Origin of the sequence: Rhizobium sp. ERR 942, from assembly GCF_007828395.1 — a bacterium.
Lineage (GTDB): Bacteria > Pseudomonadota > Alphaproteobacteria > Rhizobiales > Rhizobiaceae > Rhizobium > Rhizobium dioscoreae.
On the sequence record NZ_VIUA01000001.1, the window covers coordinates 1,282,903 to 1,303,146 of the forward strand.

Here is a 20,244-nt window from a genome sequence, read left to right on the forward strand (position 1 = left end):
CATGGAGCCGGGTGCAGATGATGGCATTATGGTTGCGCCGTCACCGCCCGGTGACGGGCGCCTCGCTGACAATATCGTGCTATTTGGCCGGGTGCTCCGCAGGGCCGGCCTGAAGATCGGTCCTGGGGCGATTGCCGACGCCATAGAAGCGGTCGAGGCCATCGGCATCGGTTCCCACGAGGAGTTTCATGCTGCCCTCTGTTCCGTTTTCGTCAAGCGGCATGAAGATCTGGTCGTCTTCGACGAGGCGTTCCGGCTGTTCTGGCGCTCGCGCGATCTCGTTGCGAAAATGATCGCGATGATGTCGCCGGTCGCACCTGACCATCGCGAGAAGGAGAAGCCGAAACCGGGCGAGAGTCGGGCAAGCGATGCATTATTGAGCGATCGGAGCGACCGGAGCCCGCAGCGCGAGACGCCCGATATCGAGATAGATGCGCGATTTACAAGCTCCGGCAGCGAGGTACTGCGCCATCTGGATTTCGCGCAGATGTCAGCGGCAGAGATTGTTGTTGCCAAGAAGGAGCTGGAGAAGCTGCAGCTGCCGCTGGATCGTGTGCGCACGCGCCGTTTCGCACCATCTCGCACAGCGGCCAAGGTCGATCCGCGCGCGACAATGCGGTCCGCGTTGCGCACCGGAGGAGCGCTGATCCTGCCGCGCTTCCGGAAGCCGAAGGAAATCCAGCCGCCACTTGTGGTACTTGCGGATATCTCAGGCTCGATGAGCCAATATACGCGCATCTTCCTGCATTTCCTGCACGTGCTGACCGAGCGCCGCCGGCGTGTGCATACGTTTCTGTTTGGAACCCGCCTGACCAATGTCACCAGAGCGATGCGCCACAAGGACCCGGATCAGGCGCTGGACGAATGCGCGGCAGCTGTGCGCGACTGGTCGGGCGGAACGCGGATCGGCGAGACGCTAAAAGAGTTCAACAGATTATGGGCGCGCCGCGTGCTGGGGCAGGGCGCAGTGGTGCTCTTGATCACTGATGGGCTGGAGCGCGAGGGCGTGGAATTGCTCAGTGCGGAGATGGATCGACTGCATCGCTCCTGCCGGCGGCTCATCTGGCTCAATCCATTGTTGCGTTTCGAAGGTTTCGAGGCTCGGGCGCGCGGCGTAAAAGCAATGCTGCCGCATGTTGACGAATTCCGTCCCGTTCACAATCTATTATCTCTGGCCGATCTCGTATCGGCTCTCACCGCCGGCCGCGCGGATATCTATGATCCCCGACGGTTTCTCGGCAAGCAATGAGGCTCCGATGTCAGATATATCCGAAAGTCTGGATCCGCTCGTGATTGCGGAGGAATGGGTGTCGGCAGGACGCAACGTGGCCATGGCGACCGTTGTCGATACGTGGGGTTCCGCGCCGCGCCCGTCGGGCAGTCATCTCGTGATCGATGGCGAGGGTAATTTTCACGGATCGGTTTCCGGCGGTTGCGTCGAAGGCGCCGTCATTACCGAGGCACTGGACGTCATCGAAACGGGCAGGTCGCGCATGCTGGAATTCGGTGTCGCCGATGAAACGGCCTGGCGCGTGGGTCTCTCCTGCGGCGGCCGCATCCGCGTCTATGTCGAAAGGCTCGCCTGATGGATCGGCAGATACTGGCGCGGCTGAATGAGATGCGGCGCAGGCGTCAGGCGACGATCCTCGTCACCGATCTCTCCGGAGGACCGGATCGGCTCATCGTCGAAGGCGATGCGCTGGAAGGCGCGCTCGGCGATGCCGCTGCAGCGGCGTTCCGTTCGGGGAAGTCCGCGGCCCTTGATATCGATGGGCAGAGCCTGTTCTTGAACGTGCATCTCCCACCGCCGCGCATTATCATCATCGGTGCCGTGCATATCAGCCAGGTTCTCGCGCGAATGGCGACCCTAGCGGATTTCGATGTGACGATCATCGATCCGCGCACCGCCTTTGCAACGCCGGAGCGCTTCGAAGGCATAGACCTAATTGCCGACTGGCCCGTGGATGCGCTGAAAGAGCGGCCGCTGGACAGCTATATGGCGCTGGTCGCCGTGACCCATGATCCCAAGATCGACGACGAGCCGATCATTCAGGCGTTGAAGACGGGCTGTTTCTATGTCGGCGCGCTCGGCAGCCGCAAGACACATGCCAGCCGCCTGGAACGTCTGAAGCGGGAAGGCGTGAGCGAAGCTGAGCTTGGCCGCATCCATGCGCCGATCGGACTCCCTATCGGTGCTGCAAGTCCGGCCGAGATCGCCGTCGCCATCCTGGCTGAAATCATCAGCTCGCTTCGCGGGCGGGATGTCTCGTCGCCAAAAGGCGGCCATCCATGATCTTCGGCGAATTTTTGACAATGGAGGCGGAGGGGGCGGTTCTCGCGCATTCCGTTCGGCTGGCGGACGGCGGCTTTTCCAAGGGGCATAAGCTCACCGGCGGAGACATCGAGCGGCTCGCTGCGGCCGGAATTGACCGCGTTATCGCCGCGCGCATCGAACCGGGCGACCTCATGGAAGACGAGGCGGCTGAGCAGCTGGCGCGGGCAGTTGCCCCCGATCATCTGACTTTTTCTGAAGCCGCAACGGGACGGGTGAATGTCCATAGCACCGTCGACGGCCTGTTTGTTGTAAATCGTATAGCGGTCGATCGCGTCAACAATCTCGATCCGGCGATCACCCTTGCCTGCCTTGCAGACCATGTACCTGTTCGAGCAGGCGACATGGTAGCGACCTTCAAGATCATTCCGCTCGCCGTTTCCGGAGTCAAAATCGCTTCAGGTGTCGAAATTTTGCGGCGGATGCCGGTTTTCGAGGTCAAGCCCTTCATGCCGCACGCCATATCGCTTGTCGCCACGGAGCTGCCGTCGCTGAAGGCTTCGGTGATGGACAAGACGGCGCGGATATTATCGCAGCGACTGCAGCCTTCGGGCAGTGTGTTGCAGCGGGAAGAGCGGGTTGCCCATAGAGCAGCCGATGTTGCCGGCGCGATCCGTCGCGCTCTTGCCGCGCAGGACCGGCTGGCGAAACTGGTGATCGTTTTCGGAGCGTCGGCTGTCATCGATGCCGGTGATGTCATTCCGGAGGCGATCCGGCTTGCCGGCGGCGAGGTCATTCAGGTCGGCATGCCAGTCGATCCGGGTAATTTGCTGGTGCTTGGCAGGGTGGGCGACGTTTATGTCGTCGGGGCGCCGGGATGCGCGCGCAGTCCGAAGGAGAATGGCTTCGACTGGGTGCTGGATCGCATATTAGCCGGCGAACGACCGACTCCGGAGGATATCAGTGCCATGGGCGTTGGAGGGCTGCTCATGGAAATTCAATCACGCCCGCGGCCGCGCGACATAGTCAACAAACCGCCGTCGGAGATCTCGGTTGCCATCGTCCTGCTGGCTGCGGGAAAGGCGAGCCGCATGGGCGAGGGGGGCTCGCACAAGCTTTTGGCGGAATTCGATGGCGTGCCGCTGGTACGCCGGTCGACATCTATCGCCATTGCAAGCGGCATATCGGATATCGTCGTCGTCACGGGGCACCGGCGCAATGAGATCGAAACCGCACTCAATGGTCTCACCGTCGAGGCGGTATTCAATCCGGATTATGGCTCGGGCATGGCCAGTTCGCTGGTTGCAGGTGTCGGCACACGGGCAGCACGTAGGGCCGATGGTGTTCTTGTCATGCTGGCCGATATGCCCGGCGTCACCAGCGATGATCTGAAAGCCCTGATGGCCGCCTTCCGGGAGGCGAACGGCAAGGCGATCGTGCGGGCGGTATCGGGCGGCAAGCGCGGCAATCCCGTCATCCTGCCGCGCTCGGTCTTGAACGCCGTGATGCGGCTGGAGGGCGATGTGGGCGCCCGGCATATCATCGAGACATCGGGCCTTCCGGTTGTCGATGTCGAGATCGGCGAGGCGGCACATCTCGATGTCGATACGCCTGAGGCCGTTGTCGCGGCCGGTGGGACTTTGAAGGGGTAGGGAATGGACAATATCGATATCGAGGAGATGTTTCAGTCGCTCGGGCCGATCACCATCAAACGGATGTTCGGCGGGAAGGGAATTTATCATATGGGGCGAATATTGGCACTCGAGGTCGATGACGAGATTCTCCTGAAAGCGGACGATGCCAGTGCCTCCCAATTTGAGGCCGCCGGCGCGCGACGCTGGGCCTACGAAGGCAAGAAAGGCAAGGCCGTCAACATGCCCTATTGGTCGATACCCGACGACGCGTTCGACGATCCGGATGTGATGGCGCGCTGGGTGAGGCTTGCCTATGAGGCGGCATTGCGCTCGGAGAAGTAGGTCTCAGCGGAAGTCGTCTTCGCTGAGATGGGCAATGGTTGCTCTGGCGAATTCCGAAAGCTGAGCCGGCAGCTCGTCGCGGCCAAACCAGCCGAAATCGGAGAGCTTATCCGGTTCCATCAGGCGCGGTTCGCCGGAAAAATCCCTGCAGATATAGATGAGCGAGATCCAGTGCTGGCGGTCGGCCTCGATGATAACTTCTTCAGTGCAAAGATAGTCGATCTTGCCGATCGCGAGGCCAGTTTCCTCCTCCGCTTCGCGGATAGCGGCCCTGGCGGCTGGCTCCATATGGTCGACCTTGCCACCGACGATGCTCCATAAACTGGCTTCCGGCGCCTTGAGACGCCGATAGAGCAGAAGCTTGCCGTCCCGCAAGATTGCGAGACCGGTTCCTAGTCCTGGGAAATCGATGCCGGGCTTGCCCAATATTCAAATCCCGAGATTGGACGCAACATCCGGCAAGCCGATCTGCTGCGTGTCTGAGCGGAATCTATCAGGCCTTGGCGTTTGCCACGATGAGCATGAAAGCCGGGATATCATCGCCGAAGCCGACTGGCGTCGGACCGTCATCCTGATCGCGATAACGGTTGCGGCGCTCGCGGTGATCGTCATTGGCAGCAGGAAAGGGCCGGTGGTTGTTGCGAGAACCGTTATGGGATCTGTTATTGTTGTTCTCAGACTTGCGCTCGTTCTTCACGCTTTCGGCCTTTGCTGGTGCTGCTTCGATCGCTACGACGTCATTATCCTCGACGTCGATATCAGATTTATGACTCGAGGCGTTGCGGCCTCCACGGCTGCGATCTCGATCGCGGCCCTTGCCCTTCTGGTCACGGCGGCGAGACGAACGGTTGTCGTCGCTGCTCTCGTCTGCCGGTGGCAGAGCCGAAAGGTCGCCGTTCAGCCACTGAACGTCTTCACCAATGAGCTTCTCGATGGCGTCGACATGCTTGGTGTCGCGCTTCGTGACGATGGTGAAGGCGGCGCCGGAGCGGCCGGCGCGACCGGTGCGGCCGATACGGTGAACATAGTCTTCCGAATGGATCGGAACATCGAAATTGAAGACGTGGCTGACATCGGGAATGTCGAGGCCGCGTGCTGCGACGTCGGAGGCAACGAGCAGCTGCAGGTTTCCATCCTTGAAGTTCTGCAGCATGGTCATGCGCGAGCGCTGATCCATGTCACCATGCAGCGCGCCGGCGGAAAAGCCGTGGCGATCTAGCGAGCGGAAGAGGTCGGAAACGTCCTTCTTGCGATTGCAGAAGATGATAGCGTTCTTCAAATCCGTCTGGGCGCGGATGAGATCGCGCAGCGTGGCGCGTTTCTCGTAATCCTTGCCGTGGGAGGCAACGAAACGCTGTGTCACGGTCTTGGCCGTCGATGCCGGCTTGGCGACTTCAACGCGTTCCGGGTTCTGCAGGAAACGATCGGCTAGCTTCTGGATTTCCGGCGGCATCGTTGCCGAGAAGAACAGCGTCTGGCGCGTAAAGGGGATGAGCTTGGCAATGCGCTCGATATCCGGGATGAAGCCCATGTCGAGCATACGGTCGGCTTCGTCAATTACGAAGATCTCGACGGCGCTCATCAGCAGCTTGCCGCGTTCGAAATGATCCAGCAGACGGCCGGGCGTGCAGATCAGCACATCGGCGCCACGCTCCAGCTTACGATCCTGCTCTTCGAAGGAAACGCCGCCGATGAGAAGGGCAATGTTCAGTCGATGGTTCTTGCCGTATTTTTCGAAGTTTTCGGCGACCTGCGCTGCGAGTTCGCGCGTCGGCTCCAGAATAAGCGTCCGCGGCATGCGAGCGCGGGCGCGACCCTTTTCCAGCAGCGTCAGCATCGGCAGCACGAAGGAGGCCGTCTTGCCGGTTCCGGTCTGGGCAATGCCGCAGATGTCACGGCGCTGAAGCGCAAAGGGGATTGCACCGGCCTGGATCGGAGTCGGTGTGGTGTAGCCCGCGTCAGTCACCGCGGAAAGGACTTTTTGGCTCAGGCCAAGGTCAGCAAATGTTGTCAAAGGGAAATCTAATTCCGTCTTGGTTCAGTCGAACACCATGAGTCGACACGCAGGAGCGTGCCGCAATGCAGCGCGACATAGAACCAAATACCCGGGAAGTCAAGGAAAGCAGGCGCTTCAACAGGCCTGAAGTTCATTGATAACGCAATTTTTGGATTAGTGCCATCTTTGTTGCGCGTTTGTCACAATTCCGGCAGCTAAATTGCGCCCAATCCGCTGATGTAACTTGCGAGTTTCGTGCCGGCACCGATGAAATACATGGGGTCTATGGGATGTCCGTTCTCGCGCACTTCATAATGCAGATGTGTTCCTGTCGAGCGCCCGGTACTGCCGGCCAGACCGATCGCATCGCCGGCGCCGACCTTGTCGCCGACTTTGACGAGCACCTGTTCCATATGCCCATAGCGAGTGGAGATGCCGTCGCCGTGGTCGATCTCCACCATGTTGCCGTAGCCGCCGGTCCATCCAGCCGAAACCACCTTGCCGGGAGCGGTAGCCTTGATCTTCTCACCGGGACTGAAATGGAAATCCGTGCCGGTGTGAAGTGCCAGCGTACCGAAGAAGGGATCCTTGCGATTGCCAAACGGGCTGGTGACGAGCTTGCCCGGCGCCGGGTTGCGGAAGGGTAGGCTTTCGGCCGCCCCCCGAACGGTTTCCAGATGTGTCAGGGCGGTGTCGAGTTCCGCCATGGATCGTTCGAACTGGTCGACATTTTCCGGAGGTGCGTATGGACCGCCCACACCGTCATCCGCATCGTCACGCGCAATGCCGGCGACCTCGTTCGGCACTTTGATACCGACATTCTGCATGATCGATTGGATCGAAGTGGCAGTTTCCGACGCATCGGCGGTGAGATTGTGGATGCGGGACAACTGATCCTGCTCGATATGCTTCAGCGACAGCGTCACTTTGGAGAAGACCCGATCGGCACGGTCGGCAACGGTTTCGGGGGCAGGGACGTAGGCAAGCGTGGAGTTGTCGGGTGTCGCGTCAGCCGGCTTGCCGCTCACGAGAAGCTTTTCGATTGCCTTGGGTGACGTCAGCTGCGCATGTTCGTTCTTTGGCGCGGCAGCGTCGGCATCGGAATGCGCGCCCTTGCCGGTCAGGCCGGAGTTCTCTGCCCGGTCGAGCAGGGTGCTGAGCTTACCGTTGCGTGATGAGAGTTGCTGCTGCTGTTCGATCAGCTTGTCGACCTTTTCCTCCACCACCTGCTGGTCCAGGAGCTGGCGAGAGGTGACGCGATCGACCTGGGCGCGCAGGGCGGCGATACGGTCCTCATAATCATATTGCATGCGTGCCTGGCGGGCCATCGTCGCACCGATCAGATCATCGCGCAGGACCAGGTAAGACGTGGCAAGGAGATAGCCGATCGAAAAAATCCCGACCATGCAGACGGCAATAGCCGCCATCCATGGGCGCACGGTCATATGGCGCACCGTATCGCCGCTGGCGAGGATGATAGTGTGATGTCGCCTTTGCTTGCCGAAAACCCGGTTCTGAGGCTTTGCTGTCACCGAGACTCTCCCAATCGGTGCCCTTTGGCACCTGATGGAAGTACACGGCATTATGGTTAATGAATGCTTTCTATGGCAGTATTAAATACTGGAAAAAGCCATTTTACGTCAGTATATCAAGCATTGCTTGTAGATGTCAGTGAACGGTAGAAAGAGGGTGTCAGTCCGGCTTCCGCCCGGGCGATATCGTTGAACGGTGCCTTCAGCGAGCCCCGAAAATTAGCGCGCACCAGCTCCTGGAAGGTTCGGGCCGGATCGCGCTTTTCCCGCGCGCACAGGAAGCGAAACCATTTCGCACCGACGGCAACATGGCCCTTCTCGTCATTATAGATGACGTCGAGTATGGCGGCGCTTTCGAGATCGCCGGTTTCGCGCATCTTTGCCTGAAGGGCCGGCGTCACGTCCAAACCTCTCGCTTCGAGGATCAAGGGCACGACTGCCAGGCGCGCGGTCAGATCGGTGCGGGTAGCATGGGCAGCCTGCCAGAGGCCATCATGGGCGGGCAGATCGCCGTAATCTGCGCCGAGTTCCCGCAAACGCGCCCGCACCATGCGAAAATGCTTGGCCTCTTCGAAGGCGACCTGCATCCAGCCGTCGAAGAAGGAATTGGGAACCGGGCCGGTTGCAAAGCGCGCGACAATGTCCAATGCGAGATCGACGGCATTCAGCTCAATATGGGCGATGGCATGCAGGAGCGCGATGCGGCCTTTCAGCGTATGCAGCGAGCGCTTCTCCATGTTTTTCGGCGGCACAAGCTCCGGCTTTTCGGGCCGACCGGGCCGATCGGCGAGCGGCGGGTCGAGCGGCGAACGCAGCGACAGGGTGCGGGCAAACCAGCGTGTCGCCGATTCCTGGGCGAGCTCGGTCTTTATATCGAGATCGGCCGAACGGATGGCGGCGATGGCGCCGCCGCGCAGCGACGTGATGGTTTCGGGCCTGCCGGACATGCCTTCAAAGTTCCTTGGCCGCAGCGAGAACGGCTTCGGCGTGTCCGGCGACCTTGACCTTGTCCCATATTGCAGCGATGCGCCCATCGGCGTCGATCAGGAAGGTCGAGCGCACCACACCCATATAGGTGCGGCCATACATGCTTTTTTCCCGCCAGACGCCATAGGCCATCGCCATGGTCTTTTCCTCGTCGGAGGCGAGCGGAACGGAAAGCGCGTGCTTCTTGACGAATTTGTCATGGCTTTTCACAGAATCCGGAGAGACGCCGAGGAGGGCGACACCGAGCTTTGCGAAATCGGCTGACAGTGCCGTGAAGGTAATCGATTCCGTCGTGCAGGCGGTGGTGTCATCCTTGGGATAGAAATAGATCACCAACGGCTTGCCGGCAAAATCGGCAAGGTGAACGCGATCGCCGCCATCGCGCGGAAGATCGAAATCCGGCGCCTTGTCACCGATGTTCAGTTGAATCGGAAAAACTTCCGCCACGGGAAAACCTTTCTTTTGCCGGTTTTTTAGATGACACTTGAGGTAAGGCATATATACTGCTCGCGTGTGCCGTCCAATGGGACGCAGCGTCACCAACAAAATTGTATAAGTGAAAGGCACGCGCAGGAGTGATCCGAGGCGAAAAGGTAACATTCCGCAAAAAGGATCTCGTGTCGCTCGACCATCTGCCGTCCGCTCAGGTCGAAGATCCGTTGATCGTGCACGTGCCGGAGCGCCGTCGACGCAGGCGATCGCATGTTTGGCATGTCTGCCGCATAACGCTGGTTTTCTTTGCGTTTCTCGCCATCATTCTCGGTGCCGTCATCGCGACCATCGAAGGCGGTATCTTCGATGCGCCGCTGTCACAGAAAGCGCAGACGGCTCTCGATCAGGCCATCGGCCCGCGTTACAAAGCAGAGGTCGGCGCGACCGTGATCCGATTTACCTCCGACCTGCGCCTGGCACTGGAGGCACGCGACGTCAATGTCGTCGATCAGGAGAGCGGCAAGCATCTGTCGACGATGTCAGCCGTCAATATGGAGCTGGACCCCTTGGCCCTCATCGAGGGCAGGGTGGAAGTGGCAAGTGTAGCGGCAGAGGGGATCGCGCTCGATACCTCACTGCTGCCGCAAGGCGACCCGGTGGATTTGACCGCCTTGCGCGTCGATGCTTTACCCAAGGCCTTGAATGCGGCCTTCGACAATCTCGATTTTCTCGAACACTTCGTCCAGCGCGGCGGCACGAATTCCGTGCGCATTTCCGGCTTCTCGATGAAGCTGGCGCGACAGGAGGGGGATCCGATCTCCCTCGTCGTCGACAACCTCACATTTGAGCGGGCGGCACCGAATTCTTTGCATTTATATGGCCAAGTCGCGCTCAACGGGTCCGTGGCGCTTCTGGATGTGAGGGCGGATCAAAACGAGACCGGTCACAGCTCGTCGCTGACGGCGAGGATATCGAATCTCGATCTCAAGCCACTCACGATGACCTATGACCCGAACGGGACGCCGCGACAGGGTCTGATGACCTTCGGAGACATCACGCTTTCGGCGGTCAAGGGCGAGGCAGGCATCGATCCGAAGCTGAGCGCCACCATCAATGTCCAGCCCGGCGTCCTCTATATGGACCATGATATGCAGGAGTTGACGCAGGCCAATATCAACCTCGCCTACAACTTCGATCACCAGACTTTGGAGATTGCGCCGTCAAAAGCGCAGTTCCTCCGGACGATCGCGCCCTTTTCCGGCGCGGTCATCGATCTCGATCGTGTCGACGCCAGTGCAGGCAAGGGTTTCGGCATCGATTTCGTGATCAAGGACGGTGTTGCCGCTTCGTCCCTCTCGGGGGAAAAGCCTGTCAGCTTCGATGGCCGCGCCACAGGGCGGTTTTTTTCCGCAACGAAGGAATTCCAGTTCGACAATCTCGGCATATCGACGCCGCAAGGCGCCCTTTTCGGCTCTCTGCATATGAAACTCGGCGACAGCTCGCCGGAAATCAGTTTCGGCGGCCGGGCGGACAAACTCGACACAACTGTTGTCAAGCAGCTTTGGCCTTTCTGGATGGCTTCGAAACCCCGGGTCTGGGTCGAGGGCAATCTTTTCGGTGGCTCGGTGACCAATGCTGCCATATCGGTCTTCATTCCGGCCGGACGACTGCGAGAGGCATCGCAGACCGGCAAGCTGCAGCTTGGCAAAAACGAGCTGCATATCGCCTTCGACATAGATGGCGCACGGATGAACGTTCCCGGCGAAATTCCGCCGTTGCGCGATACCAAGGCCCATTTCGATCTGACCGGTCCGAATATGGTCGTCGATATCGCCACGGCCACCTCCTATTTTCCAACGGGGCGTACGATCACGCTGAGTGACAGCAGCTTCTCGATCCCGGCGACCTACGACAAGCCGCTGATGGCCGATCTTGATTTGACGATTTCAGGCTCCGGCGATGCGATCGGCGAACTTCTGACCTACAAACCTCTGGAGGTGCTGCAGCGGACCGAGTTCAAGCCGGAGGATTTCAACGGCAAGATCGTCGCCAAGGTCGATGCCAGGATAGGGCTCATCAAGGACCAGCAGCCGCCCCCGCCGGAGTGGCAGGCGAAGCTCAATCTCGACAATGTCGATCTGCTGAAGCCGATGAACAATCGCAAGATCGACAATCTGACCGGGGTGATCTCGGCCGATCCGCAATCCGTGCATCTGCAAGCCCAGGCCCAGATCGACAATATTCCGGCCCAGATCGACATGGTGGAGCCGACCGACAGCAAATCGCCGGTCAAGCGCGCCCGCGTGGTCACGGCAACGCTGACCGATGCGCAGCGCAACACCGTTCTACCCGGACTACGGGATATAGTTGATGGGCCTGTCAAAGTGGAGTTGACGCGCATCGACGACGACCGCCAGGGTGTCAAGGTCGATCTCGGCAAAGCGGCTCTGACCGTGCCGTGGATCGGCTGGTCGAAGGGCAGCGGCATTGCGGCGACCGCGCAGTTCGAGGCTTCCGGTCCGGACAGCCAGACGACGCTCAAGAATTTCACGCTCAAGGGCGATGGGTTCGGCGCCAGCGGCGATCTTCTGATCAGCAAGGGGAGCCTTACCTCGGCAAGCTTCGACAGCGTGAAGCTCTCGGCGCTCGATGATTTTGCACTCTCGCTGAAGCGGGGCAAGGGTGGCGGCTACGACGTGGCGATATCGGGCAGTTCCGCCGACATACGTCCGATCCTCGCGCGCCTGAAGGCGTCCACATCGGGCGGCCAGCAGAGTTCGGACGGAGACGCTTCGGCGAGCGCGACCGTTCGTGCCAATCTCGACAAGGTCATCGGCTTCAACGATGAGACCATCGGCAATGTCAAGGGCGTCTATTCGATCGCCGGCGGCAAGACGACGGCTGCGGACTTTTCCGGTGTGACCCGTAGCGGCGAAGCGCTCGTTACCCAGATGAGCAAAGGCGCCAACGGCGTCATCCGTATCACGAGCGGCGATGCCGGTGCCGTTGCGCGTTTCACCGATCTCTACAGGCATCTGCAAGGTGGATTGCTCAATCTATCGCTGCGCTCGATCGGGCAGGATGATTGGGACGGTTCGCTCGACATCCGCAACTTCTCCATCATCGACGACAAGAAACTCTCGACCATCGTATCGACGCCGAGCGGAAAGAACGGCAAGAGCCTGAATTCGGCCGTGAAGCAGAATATCGATACGCGTTCGCAGAATTTCGAGCGCGGCTTTGCGCGGCTGGTGATGCGCGATGGTGTGCTCTCCGTCGAAAATGGCGTGGTGCGCGGCGTACAGGTCGGAGCGACGTTCCAGGGCGTGCTGAAGGACGCCGATGGCAAGATGGACATGACGGGGACCTTCATGCCCGCCTATGGCCTGAACCGGCTGTTCGCGGAAGTTCCGATCGTCGGCTTCATCCTGGGCAATGGCAGCGATCGCGGCCTGATCGGCATTACCTTCAGATTGACTGGTACGATCGAGAAATCGAACCTGCAGATCAACCCTCTCTCGATCATCGCGCCAGGTGTTTTCAGGCAGATATTTGAGTACTGAAGCGGCGCGAAGCTGAGGCTGCCGCCTTTTGATAGCAGAGGCAGGGCAGATTATTTCTCTTCCGCCAGTCGCTCTCGTATGCGTTCCGGCCCGCCGTTCATGCGCCGTGCGAATGGTCGATCGGGGTCCACGATGCGCCAAAACGGAGCCGTGCCGTTTTGACTGATCTGCACCAAATGTCGCTGAACGGTGACAGGGCAGCAGGCATCGGCACCATATTGCCTGGCAAGCGCCTGTCTTACTCCCGCAATATCGGACAACCGACCCGGTGGCGCTGCCCAGAGGGCGCGGGCGAGCATCTCCTCGCTCGGAATCAACATGCTTTGCGTAAGGTTTCGGCCTTTGCGCCTCGTTTTGATCACCGGCACTTCATCCATAAGTCACCTCCGAGCGTGCGATCTGGACTGAGGACGAATAGGCGGGCCGTAATCCGACATCGGGATGAAAAAATCATCCGGCCAGCGGTGATAATGTTCTGCATCTGCACCGGCACAAATGATAAAGCCGGCGCGAGGGCGCCGGCTCTCTTTGTTCTCTTTCTATTCGGACGCTCAAGCGGCCGGACGGATCAGGATGTGCTTCTTCTTGCCCAGAGAGAGCTTGATGACACCATCGGCTGTGACTTCGCCGGTGCCAATCACCTTGCGCTCGTCGCTGATGGCCTGATCGTTGATGCGTACTGCGCCGCCCTGAACATGGCGGCGAGCTTCGCCATTCGAACTGGCAAGACCGGCGCGCACGATCAGAGCCAGCAGGCCGATGCCAGCTTCGAGTTCGGAGGAGGGAACATCGATCGACGGAAGGTTTTCGGACAGGCCGCCTTCCTCGAAGGTCTTGCGTGCCGTTTCGGCTGCCTGTTCGGCTGCCGCGCGGCCGTGAAGGATCGCCGTGACTTCGGTCGCGAGGATCTTCTTGACCTCGTTGAGTTCGGAGCCTGCGATGGCTGAAAGCCGTGCGATTTCATCCATCGGCAACGTCGTGAACAGCTTGAGGAACCGCGGAACATCGGCATCCTCGGTGTTGCGCCAATACTGCCAGAAATCGTAGACCGGCAGCAGGTCGGCATTCAGCCAGACAGCGCCGGAAGCCGATTTGCCCATCTTGGCACCCGAAGAAGTGGTCAGCAGCGGCGAGGTCAGAGCAAAAAGCTGCTTCGTCCCCATGCGGTGACCGAGATCGATGCCGTTGACGATATTGCCCCACTGATCCGAGCCACCCATCTGCAGGCGGCAATCATAACGCTTGGCCAGTTCGACGAAGTCGTAGGCCTGCAGGATCATGTAGTTGAATTCGAGGAACGACAGCGACTGTTCGCGGTCAAGTCTCGTCTTCACGCTGTCGAAGGACAGCATGCGGTTGACCGAGAAATGACGGCCGACATCGCGCAGGAATTCAAGATAGTTCAGCGAGCGCAGCCATTCGGCATTGTTGATCATCAAGGCTGCGTTACTCGGCTTGTTGTAGTCGAGGTAGTTCGAGAAGCAGCGCTTGATCGAAGCGATATTGTCTTCGATCATGTCGATGGTCATCAATTTGCGGGCTTCCTCCTTGAAGGAGGGATCACCGACCATGCCGGTGCCGCCGCCCATCAAGGAGATCGGCCGATGGCCGGTCGCCTGCAGCCAGTGCAGCATCATGATCTGGGTGAGGTGGCCGACATGCAGGCTCGATGCCGTCGGATCATAGCCGATATAGGCCGTCACGGTTTCCTTGGCGAAGAGGTCGTCGAGGCCGGCTTCATCGGAAATCTGATGAATGAAGCCGCGCTCTTGCAGGGTTCGCAGGAAATCGGATTTGAACTCAGCCATGATCTTGGTCTCTCGATGCCGCAACTCTGGAAGGCGCGGCGAAGTCGCTATTGTTTGATGTCGCGGGGCGCGTTTATCACCGATTTACCGGCGCGTCACCATTTTGGTGGGGAGGACGACAAGTTTCGGCGCCAGCGGGATGTGTAAACGAGCGTTTCTGAACGTCAATAGATCGTAACATCGCCGCGATGCCGCCGGGAATAAGTCGCGCATTCGCCCGAATCAAATCCTAATGATTTCCTGTTGATCCCGTACGCACCTCATGTTTCGTGAAAGAAACCGGTATGTCGCCTCTGCTTTCGAAGATGGGATTGTCATCCAAAAAGACGATCTGGGCTTTTTTTGCCATGATGTTGGTTTTGGCCGGTATCGCTGCTGCGAATCCGGCCGAAGCTCAAGGTTCCCCTGAAAAGAGAATAGCGCTTGTCGTGGGTAACGCCGCCTACACGGTGGGTGCGCTTCCGACGCCGGCCAACGATGCCGGCCTGATCGCGCAGACGCTGCAGGCTGCGGGCTTCGATGTGATCGGCGCGCGCGACCTCGACCAGAACGGGTTGCGCGACGCGATGCGCGACTTTCTGACGAAAGCCAACGCGTCAGGTCCTAATACCGTCGTCTTCGTCTATCTGGCGGGCTATGGTGTGCAATATCAGGGCGACAATTATTTCGTGCCTGTCGATGCACAGATCGCCAATGCCACGGATGTCCCCGTCCAGGCAGTCCGCGTGAGCGACTTCACCAAATCGCTGTCCGCCATTAACAATCGTGGCAGCATCGTCGTGCTGGATGCGGCGAGGGCCAATCCGTTCGTGCAGTCCAATCAGCCGCTGGCCGGCGGTCTGGCGCTGGTCGATCCCGACGTCAACCAGCTGATTGCCTTCAATGCGGCGCCTGGCACGGTCGCACCGCAGGAGGCCGGTCCGTATGGTTCCTATGCGCATGCGCTGGCGGAGATGATCCGTGTTGGCGGCCTTTCGCTTGATGACGTCTTCGATCGCACACGGTTGCGGGTCGGCGACTTGACCAAGGGCGCCGAGATTTCCTGGGACGCCTCCAAGTTCAAGAATGCCTTTACCTTCTTCGATCGTGGTCCGAATGCACCGGCTGCTGCGGTGTCGAGCACCGAGGATGTGGCAAACCGGACGAAGCCCATTCGCGATTTCGACGAGCGTGATGCCTATTTCGCCGCGCTCGATCGCGACACGCTGCAGGGCTATGAGGATTTTCTGGCCGCCTATCCGAACGACTCCATGGCAAGGCGTGTCCGCGCCATTGTCGCCGCCCGCCGCGAGGCTATCACCTGGCGCGAGACCTGGATTGCCGATACGCCTGAGGCCTATTGGTCTTATCTGAGGCGTTATCCGCGCGGTCCCCATGTGTGGGATGCCCGCCGCCGTCTCGAGCATTTCGAGGCAGCACTCGAGCCGCCGCCATCCTTCACCGTCATCGAGTATGATGTGCCGCCACCGCCACCGCCGGAAGTGGTCTATGTCGACCGTCCCGTGCTTTATTTTGATGATGCCGATTTCGGTTATGCCCCGCCGCCGCCCGTCGTTTTCCTTGCGCCACCGCCGCCGGATTTCGTCGTGCTGCCGCCGCCTCAGCCCGCAGTCGATCTCTACGTGTTGCCGGCGCCGGTCTTCGTTCCGGTCCCTCAATGGGTCGAGCAGCCACGCGATATCGCACCGCCGGAAAACAACATCATCTTCAACAACATCCACAATACGGTCGTGAACAATACGACCGTCATCAACAACAATACCACCGTTAACGAGAATGGTGCGGCACCTGCCACATCGGGGCTGACGACGGGACAGAAACTCGCCGGTGCGGCTGTCATCGCCGGAGCTGGGGCTGCAGCACTGCATGTTGCCCTGCCGCCATCGGTACAGAAGAAGGCGGCAGTTCTGCAAAAGCAGAATCCTGCCGCGGCTGCCAAGACGGTGCCTGGAGCCGCTCCGGCGGTCACGCCTTCAGCCCAGCCACAAGGCGGAAATGCTGCTGCCCATGTGCTTCCCGGCGCCAATGGCCAGCCGCTGCCGGCTGGTGGCAAGCTGCCTGTCAATCCGGGAGCCGCTCAGACGAAGCCGGGGCAATCGCCACAAGCTGCGCCGAATGCGGTGCATAATCCGGCTGTTGCGACTCAACCTGCCCAGCAAGGCACAAATGCCAATGCGCACACGCTTCCCGGCGCGAATGGTCAGCCTTTGCCAGCCACGGGCAAGCCAGCCAACCCTGGCGCGGCTCAGACGAAACAGGCTCAACAGCCTCAGGCTACGCCGAACGCCAAAGCCCATGCGCTTCCCGGAGCGAAGGGACAACCGCTGCCGGCGGTTGGCAATGCACCTGCCGTGAAGGGGCAAAACCAGATTGCCAAGACCCCGGCACCCCAAGCAGCGCCGAGCGGCAAACCAAATCCGGTTGCCGCTGCACCGAAGCCCAATGCGCATGCCCCGGCAGCGCCGGCCGTCGCCGCCAGAACGCCGGCGAAGCCCAAGGCGCTCCCCAGCAACCAAGCTCGGGTCAACAGTCAGCCTCATGTCGCTGCCGCCCCGCCCCGGCAGGCCAATCCGGCTCCTGCACAGCCCAAACCCGCGCCGCATGTGGTGGCACAGGCACCCAAGCCACAGGCTCAACCGAAGCCGCAACCGCAGCCGAAGGTCGTGCAGCAGCAGGTGAAGAGACCACCTCCGCCTCCGCCGCAGAAGCCTCCGGAAAAGAAGAAGTGCGGCGCACCCGGCCTGCCGGCATGTCACTGACCGATAATACCAAGCGGTAATCTGGAGGCCCGCTTCGGCAGGCCTTCGCATTCAATATCGCCGCTTGATCGGCTTGTTGAAATCAGACCGAGCGGTTAGCACTGAGCCGCCGGTTGTCAATCGGCGCTGGCATGCACGTTATGGCAGGCTGCAGATCCATCACGAAAACAGGCAGGCAGATGAGTGACACCATCATACTCGAAACCCCGCGCCTCGTTCTGACGATGTGGGACAAGGGTGATGCCGAAGTGATTCGGCAATTGCATTCGACCATCGAGACCACGCGCTATCTCTCGGGTGCCGCGCCTTGGACGCTGGAAAAGGCCGAGGAACGGCTGAAAAGCTGGTTCGATGAACAAGCGCGAGATGGCACGACCAAATACAAGATGCTGCGGCGTGAAGACGGCCGCTTTATTGGCCGCGCCGGCTTTTCGCGCTTCCAGGAGAGAGGGCGAGGCGAGTTCGAACTCGGCTATTCGCTTCGGCAGGACGCGTGGGGCAATGGCTATGCCACCGAAATGGCCGGCGCACTCGCGCAGTGGTTTTTCCGCCGCGGCTTTGCCGACCGCTTCATCGCATTCACACATCCTGAAAACGTTGCTTCGCAGCGAGTTCTCCAGAAAATCGGCATGCAGTACGAAGCGCCGATCGTTGTCAGCGGCACTCCAGGCCTTTGCTTCAGGATGTCACGCTAGGAGCAGTTCCGGCAAAATGCGCGGCGGATTTTCGACCGGAATGCGTAAAAGAGCGAAATTGAGCGTTTCCGTGTTTCAAAAAACCGCGGAAACGCTCTGAGAGGGGCTTCTTAGCGGATACGCTTGGCGGCCGGTTCCGGCACCAGTTCGCCGTTCAGGCGACGGTCGAGATAGTCCTCGCATTCGCCGAGCAGCGTTTCGACCTGGCCGTTGAAGAAGTGGTTGGCGCCCGGCACGACCTTGTGCGTGATCAGGATGCCCTTCTGTGTCTTCAGCTTCTCGACGAGGCCGTTGACGTCCTTTTCCGGGGCAACCTTGTCCGCATCGCCGTTGATGATCAGGCCGGACGACGGGCAGGGTGCGAGGAAGGAGAAATCGTAGATATTCGGCTGCGGCGCGATGGACATGAAGCCTTCGATTTCCGGACGGCGCATCAGCAACTGCATGCCGATCCACGCACCGAATGAGTAACCGGCAACCCAACAGCTCTTCGAATCGGGATGGAGGCTCTGCACCCAGTCGAGTGCAGAGGCTGCATCGGAAAGCTCACCGGCGCCGTGGTCGAATTCGCCCTGGCTGCGGCCGATGCCGCGGAAATTGAAGCGGAGCGTGGTGAAGCCGCGCTTCTGGAACATATAGAAGAGCTGGTAGACCACCTGATTGTTCATCGTGCCGCCGAACTGCGGATGGGGATGAAGGATAATCGCGATCGGGGCGCTCTTTTCCTTGGAGGGCTGATAGCGGCCTTCAAGGCGACCAGCGGGGCCGTTGAAAATTACTTCGGGCATCGATACTCCGGCTCTTCTTTTTCTGCGTTCAAACCTTACGGCACGCAGCAAGTTGACTTGACGAATGCGCTCATCTTTTCTAGAACGCAGTTTAGAACAATTCGAAACTTGATGCGGTGGTCCGCGCGTTGTTTGCGCAACGGTTTGTGGAACGTGTCATAAGGCATGCCCGGCTGAAATTTCAAGGAAAATGAACCGGGCGCAGCAAAGCAAAGTCGCGCAGGAAGAAGATTATGGCGGCAACACGCCTCTATCTCGACTGGAATGCTACCGCACCGCTCCATCCGGCGGCGCGCGATGCGATGTTGCGTGCGATGGATATTCAAGGCAACCCCAATTCCGTTCACGGTGAAGGTAGGGCAGCTCGTGCAGCTGTCGAGACTGCACGTCGCCAGGTTGCAAGATTGACGGGCGCCGAATTCACCCATGTCGTTTTTACGAGCGGCGCCACCGAGGCGGCCAATATGGTGCTGACTCCGGAATTCCGCATGGGGCGCACGCCGCTTCTCGTCAGCCATCTTTATATATCGGCCGTCGAGCATCCAGCCGTGCGCGAAGGCGGGCGATTTACCAGGGATAATGTCAGCGAAATACCGGTGACATCGGACGGTACGGTCGATCTTTTCGCGCTGGAGGCCATGCTCGCTGCCCACGACAAGGCCAGCGGCTTGCCGATGGTTGCCATCATGATCGCGAATAACGAGACCGGGATTCTCCAGCCTGTCGGCGAAGCGGCCAAGCTCGTTCAGGCCGCGGGCGGCCTCTTCGTGGTGGATGCTGTCCAGGCAGCCGGCCGGGTGCCGCTCGATATCAATGCGATCGGCGCGGATTTCCTGATCGTCTCCTCGCACAAGATCGGCGGCCCCAAGGGTGCCGGCGCGCTCGTCTCTCGCGGCGAGGTGCTGATGCCGAAGCCGTTGATCCATGGCGGCGGACAGGAAAAGGGCCATCGCTCGGGTACGGAAAACACGCTTGCCATCATCGGCTTCGGTGCCGCTGCCGAGGCTGCTGCTGCAGACTTCGAGGTTCGCAATGCCGCGATCGGTTCCTTGCGCAACCGGCTGGAAGCGGGCATGGAACTGGCGGCACCCGATGTCATCATTCATGGCAAAGGCGGTGCCCGCGTTCCGAACACCAGCTTCTTCACACTGCCGGGACTGAAATCCGAAACCGGCCAGATCGCCTTCGACCTCGAAGGTGTGGCGATTTCTGCCGGGTCCGCTTGTTCGTCCGGCAAGGTCGGAGAGAGCCATGTGCTCGTGGCGATGGGATGCGATCCCAAGCTCGGCGCGCTCCGTATTTCGCTGGGTCCGACCACGACCGAAGCGGATATCGATCGCGCTATCGCCGCGTTTGCCCGCATCGCGGGAAGGCGGAAGCTGGCGGGTGCGGCGGCCTAACGGCCACAATTTTGCGGAAACCGAAATTTCCGCTTG

General features: G+C 60.1%; 17 protein-coding genes. 9 read left to right on the plus strand and 8 right to left on the minus strand.

Translation table 11 applies throughout. The features are described 5' to 3' along the window. The first annotated feature begins 1 nt into the window (after position 1). Genes FBZ97_RS06365 through FBZ97_RS06385 form a run of 5 tightly spaced genes read left to right on the plus strand, consistent with a single transcriptional unit; the run spans position 2 to position 4,248 of the window. Complete coding sequence (locus tag FBZ97_RS06365) at positions 2-1,249, plus strand: VWA domain-containing protein (RefSeq protein ID WP_145317246.1); 1,248 nt, start codon at positions 2-4, stop codon at positions 1,247-1,249. A 7-nt stretch (positions 1,250-1,256) separates the two neighbouring features. Continuing rightward, complete coding sequence (locus FBZ97_RS06370; protein ID WP_145317248.1) at positions 1,257-1,586, plus strand: XdhC family protein; 330 nt, start codon at positions 1,257-1,259, stop codon at positions 1,584-1,586. After that, positions 1,586-2,293: an XdhC family protein gene (locus FBZ97_RS06375; protein ID WP_145317250.1), complete on the plus strand. Its 708-nt coding sequence runs from the start codon at positions 1,586-1,588 to the stop codon at positions 2,291-2,293. The genes FBZ97_RS06370 and FBZ97_RS06375 overlap by 1 nt, the downstream gene beginning before the upstream one ends. Further along, positions 2,290-3,924 carry a molybdopterin-binding/glycosyltransferase family 2 protein gene (locus FBZ97_RS06380; RefSeq protein ID WP_145317253.1) on the plus strand — a complete coding sequence of 545 codons (1,635 nt, stop codon included), beginning with the start codon at positions 2,290-2,292 and terminating at the stop codon, positions 3,922-3,924. Before FBZ97_RS06375 ends, FBZ97_RS06380 begins: the two co-directional genes overlap by 4 nt. A gap of 3 nt (positions 3,925-3,927) precedes the next feature. Further along, positions 3,928-4,248 (plus strand): TfoX/Sxy family protein, encoded by a 321-nt coding sequence (locus FBZ97_RS06385; protein WP_113332568.1) that lies wholly within the window; start codon positions 3,928-3,930, stop codon positions 4,246-4,248. A gap of 3 nt (positions 4,249-4,251) precedes the next feature. Here FBZ97_RS06385 and FBZ97_RS06390 read toward each other — a convergent pair whose 3' ends face one another. The 5 genes from FBZ97_RS06390 to FBZ97_RS06410 all read right to left on the minus strand — a co-directional run bounded on the left by FBZ97_RS06390 (position 4,252) and on the right by FBZ97_RS06410 (position 9,210). After that, on the minus strand, positions 4,252-4,674 hold the full coding sequence (locus FBZ97_RS06390; RefSeq protein ID WP_145317256.1) for an NUDIX domain-containing protein: 423 nt from the start codon (positions 4,672-4,674) through the stop codon (positions 4,252-4,254). A gap of 67 nt (positions 4,675-4,741) precedes the next feature. Next, positions 4,742-6,262 carry a DEAD/DEAH box helicase gene (locus FBZ97_RS06395; RefSeq protein ID WP_095434991.1) on the minus strand — a complete coding sequence of 507 codons (1,521 nt, stop codon included), beginning with the start codon at positions 6,260-6,262 and terminating at the stop codon, positions 4,742-4,744. Between the two features lie 197 nt (positions 6,263-6,459). Beyond that, on the minus strand, positions 6,460-7,776 hold the full coding sequence (locus FBZ97_RS06400; protein WP_145317259.1) for a M23 family metallopeptidase: 1,317 nt from the start codon (positions 7,774-7,776) through the stop codon (positions 6,460-6,462). Positions 7,777-7,892: 116 nt separating this feature from the next. Further along, positions 7,893-8,723 (minus strand): ferritin-like domain-containing protein, encoded by an 831-nt coding sequence (locus tag FBZ97_RS06405; protein ID WP_145317262.1) that lies wholly within the window; start codon positions 8,721-8,723, stop codon positions 7,893-7,895. A 4-nt stretch (positions 8,724-8,727) separates the two neighbouring features. Beyond that, positions 8,728-9,210: a peroxiredoxin gene (locus tag FBZ97_RS06410; protein WP_145317266.1), complete on the minus strand. Its 483-nt coding sequence runs from the start codon at positions 9,208-9,210 to the stop codon at positions 8,728-8,730. 128 nt (positions 9,211-9,338) lie between these two features. Here FBZ97_RS06410 and FBZ97_RS06415 point away from each other — a divergent pair, with 128 nt between their 5' ends. Then, entirely contained in the window at positions 9,339-12,758 is a 3,420-nt protein-coding gene (locus FBZ97_RS06415; protein ID WP_145317269.1) for a DUF3971 domain-containing protein, read from the plus strand. A gap of 50 nt (positions 12,759-12,808) precedes the next feature. Here the strand turns inward: FBZ97_RS06415 and FBZ97_RS06420 are convergent, their stop codons facing one another. Both FBZ97_RS06420 and tyrS read right to left on the minus strand, forming a co-directional pair. Beyond that, on the minus strand, positions 12,809-13,135 hold the full coding sequence (locus tag FBZ97_RS06420) for a hypothetical protein (RefSeq protein WP_145317272.1): 327 nt from the start codon (positions 13,133-13,135) through the stop codon (positions 12,809-12,811). Between the two features lie 174 nt (positions 13,136-13,309). Beyond that, positions 13,310-14,566, minus strand: a complete 1,257-nt coding sequence (tyrS, locus tag FBZ97_RS06425) for a tyrosine--tRNA ligase (RefSeq protein ID WP_145317275.1) — start codon at positions 14,564-14,566, stop codon at positions 13,310-13,312. Positions 14,567-14,850: 284 nt separating this feature from the next. On the opposite strand from tyrS, the gene FBZ97_RS06430 reads away from it, so the two are divergent. Continuing rightward, a complete protein-coding gene (locus FBZ97_RS06430) occupies positions 14,851-17,325 on the plus strand; it encodes a caspase domain-containing protein (protein ID WP_145317278.1) in 2,475 nt (824 codons plus the stop codon). A gap of 179 nt (positions 17,326-17,504) precedes the next feature. Continuing rightward, positions 17,505-18,020 (plus strand): GNAT family N-acetyltransferase, encoded by a 516-nt coding sequence (locus FBZ97_RS06435; RefSeq protein ID WP_145317282.1) that lies wholly within the window; start codon positions 17,505-17,507, stop codon positions 18,018-18,020. 110 nt (positions 18,021-18,130) lie between these two features. Here the strand turns inward: FBZ97_RS06435 and FBZ97_RS06440 are convergent, their stop codons facing one another. Next, the gene (locus FBZ97_RS06440) at positions 18,131-18,808 is read right to left on the minus strand and encodes an alpha/beta hydrolase (protein ID WP_004108794.1); all 678 of its coding nucleotides are present in this window, start codon (positions 18,806-18,808) and stop codon (positions 18,131-18,133) included. Between the two features lie 233 nt (positions 18,809-19,041). Here FBZ97_RS06440 and FBZ97_RS06445 point away from each other — a divergent pair, with 233 nt between their 5' ends. Further along, complete coding sequence (locus tag FBZ97_RS06445; protein WP_145317285.1) at positions 19,042-20,208, plus strand: cysteine desulfurase family protein; 1,167 nt, start codon at positions 19,042-19,044, stop codon at positions 20,206-20,208. The last annotated feature ends 36 nt before the right edge of the window (positions 20,209-20,244 follow it).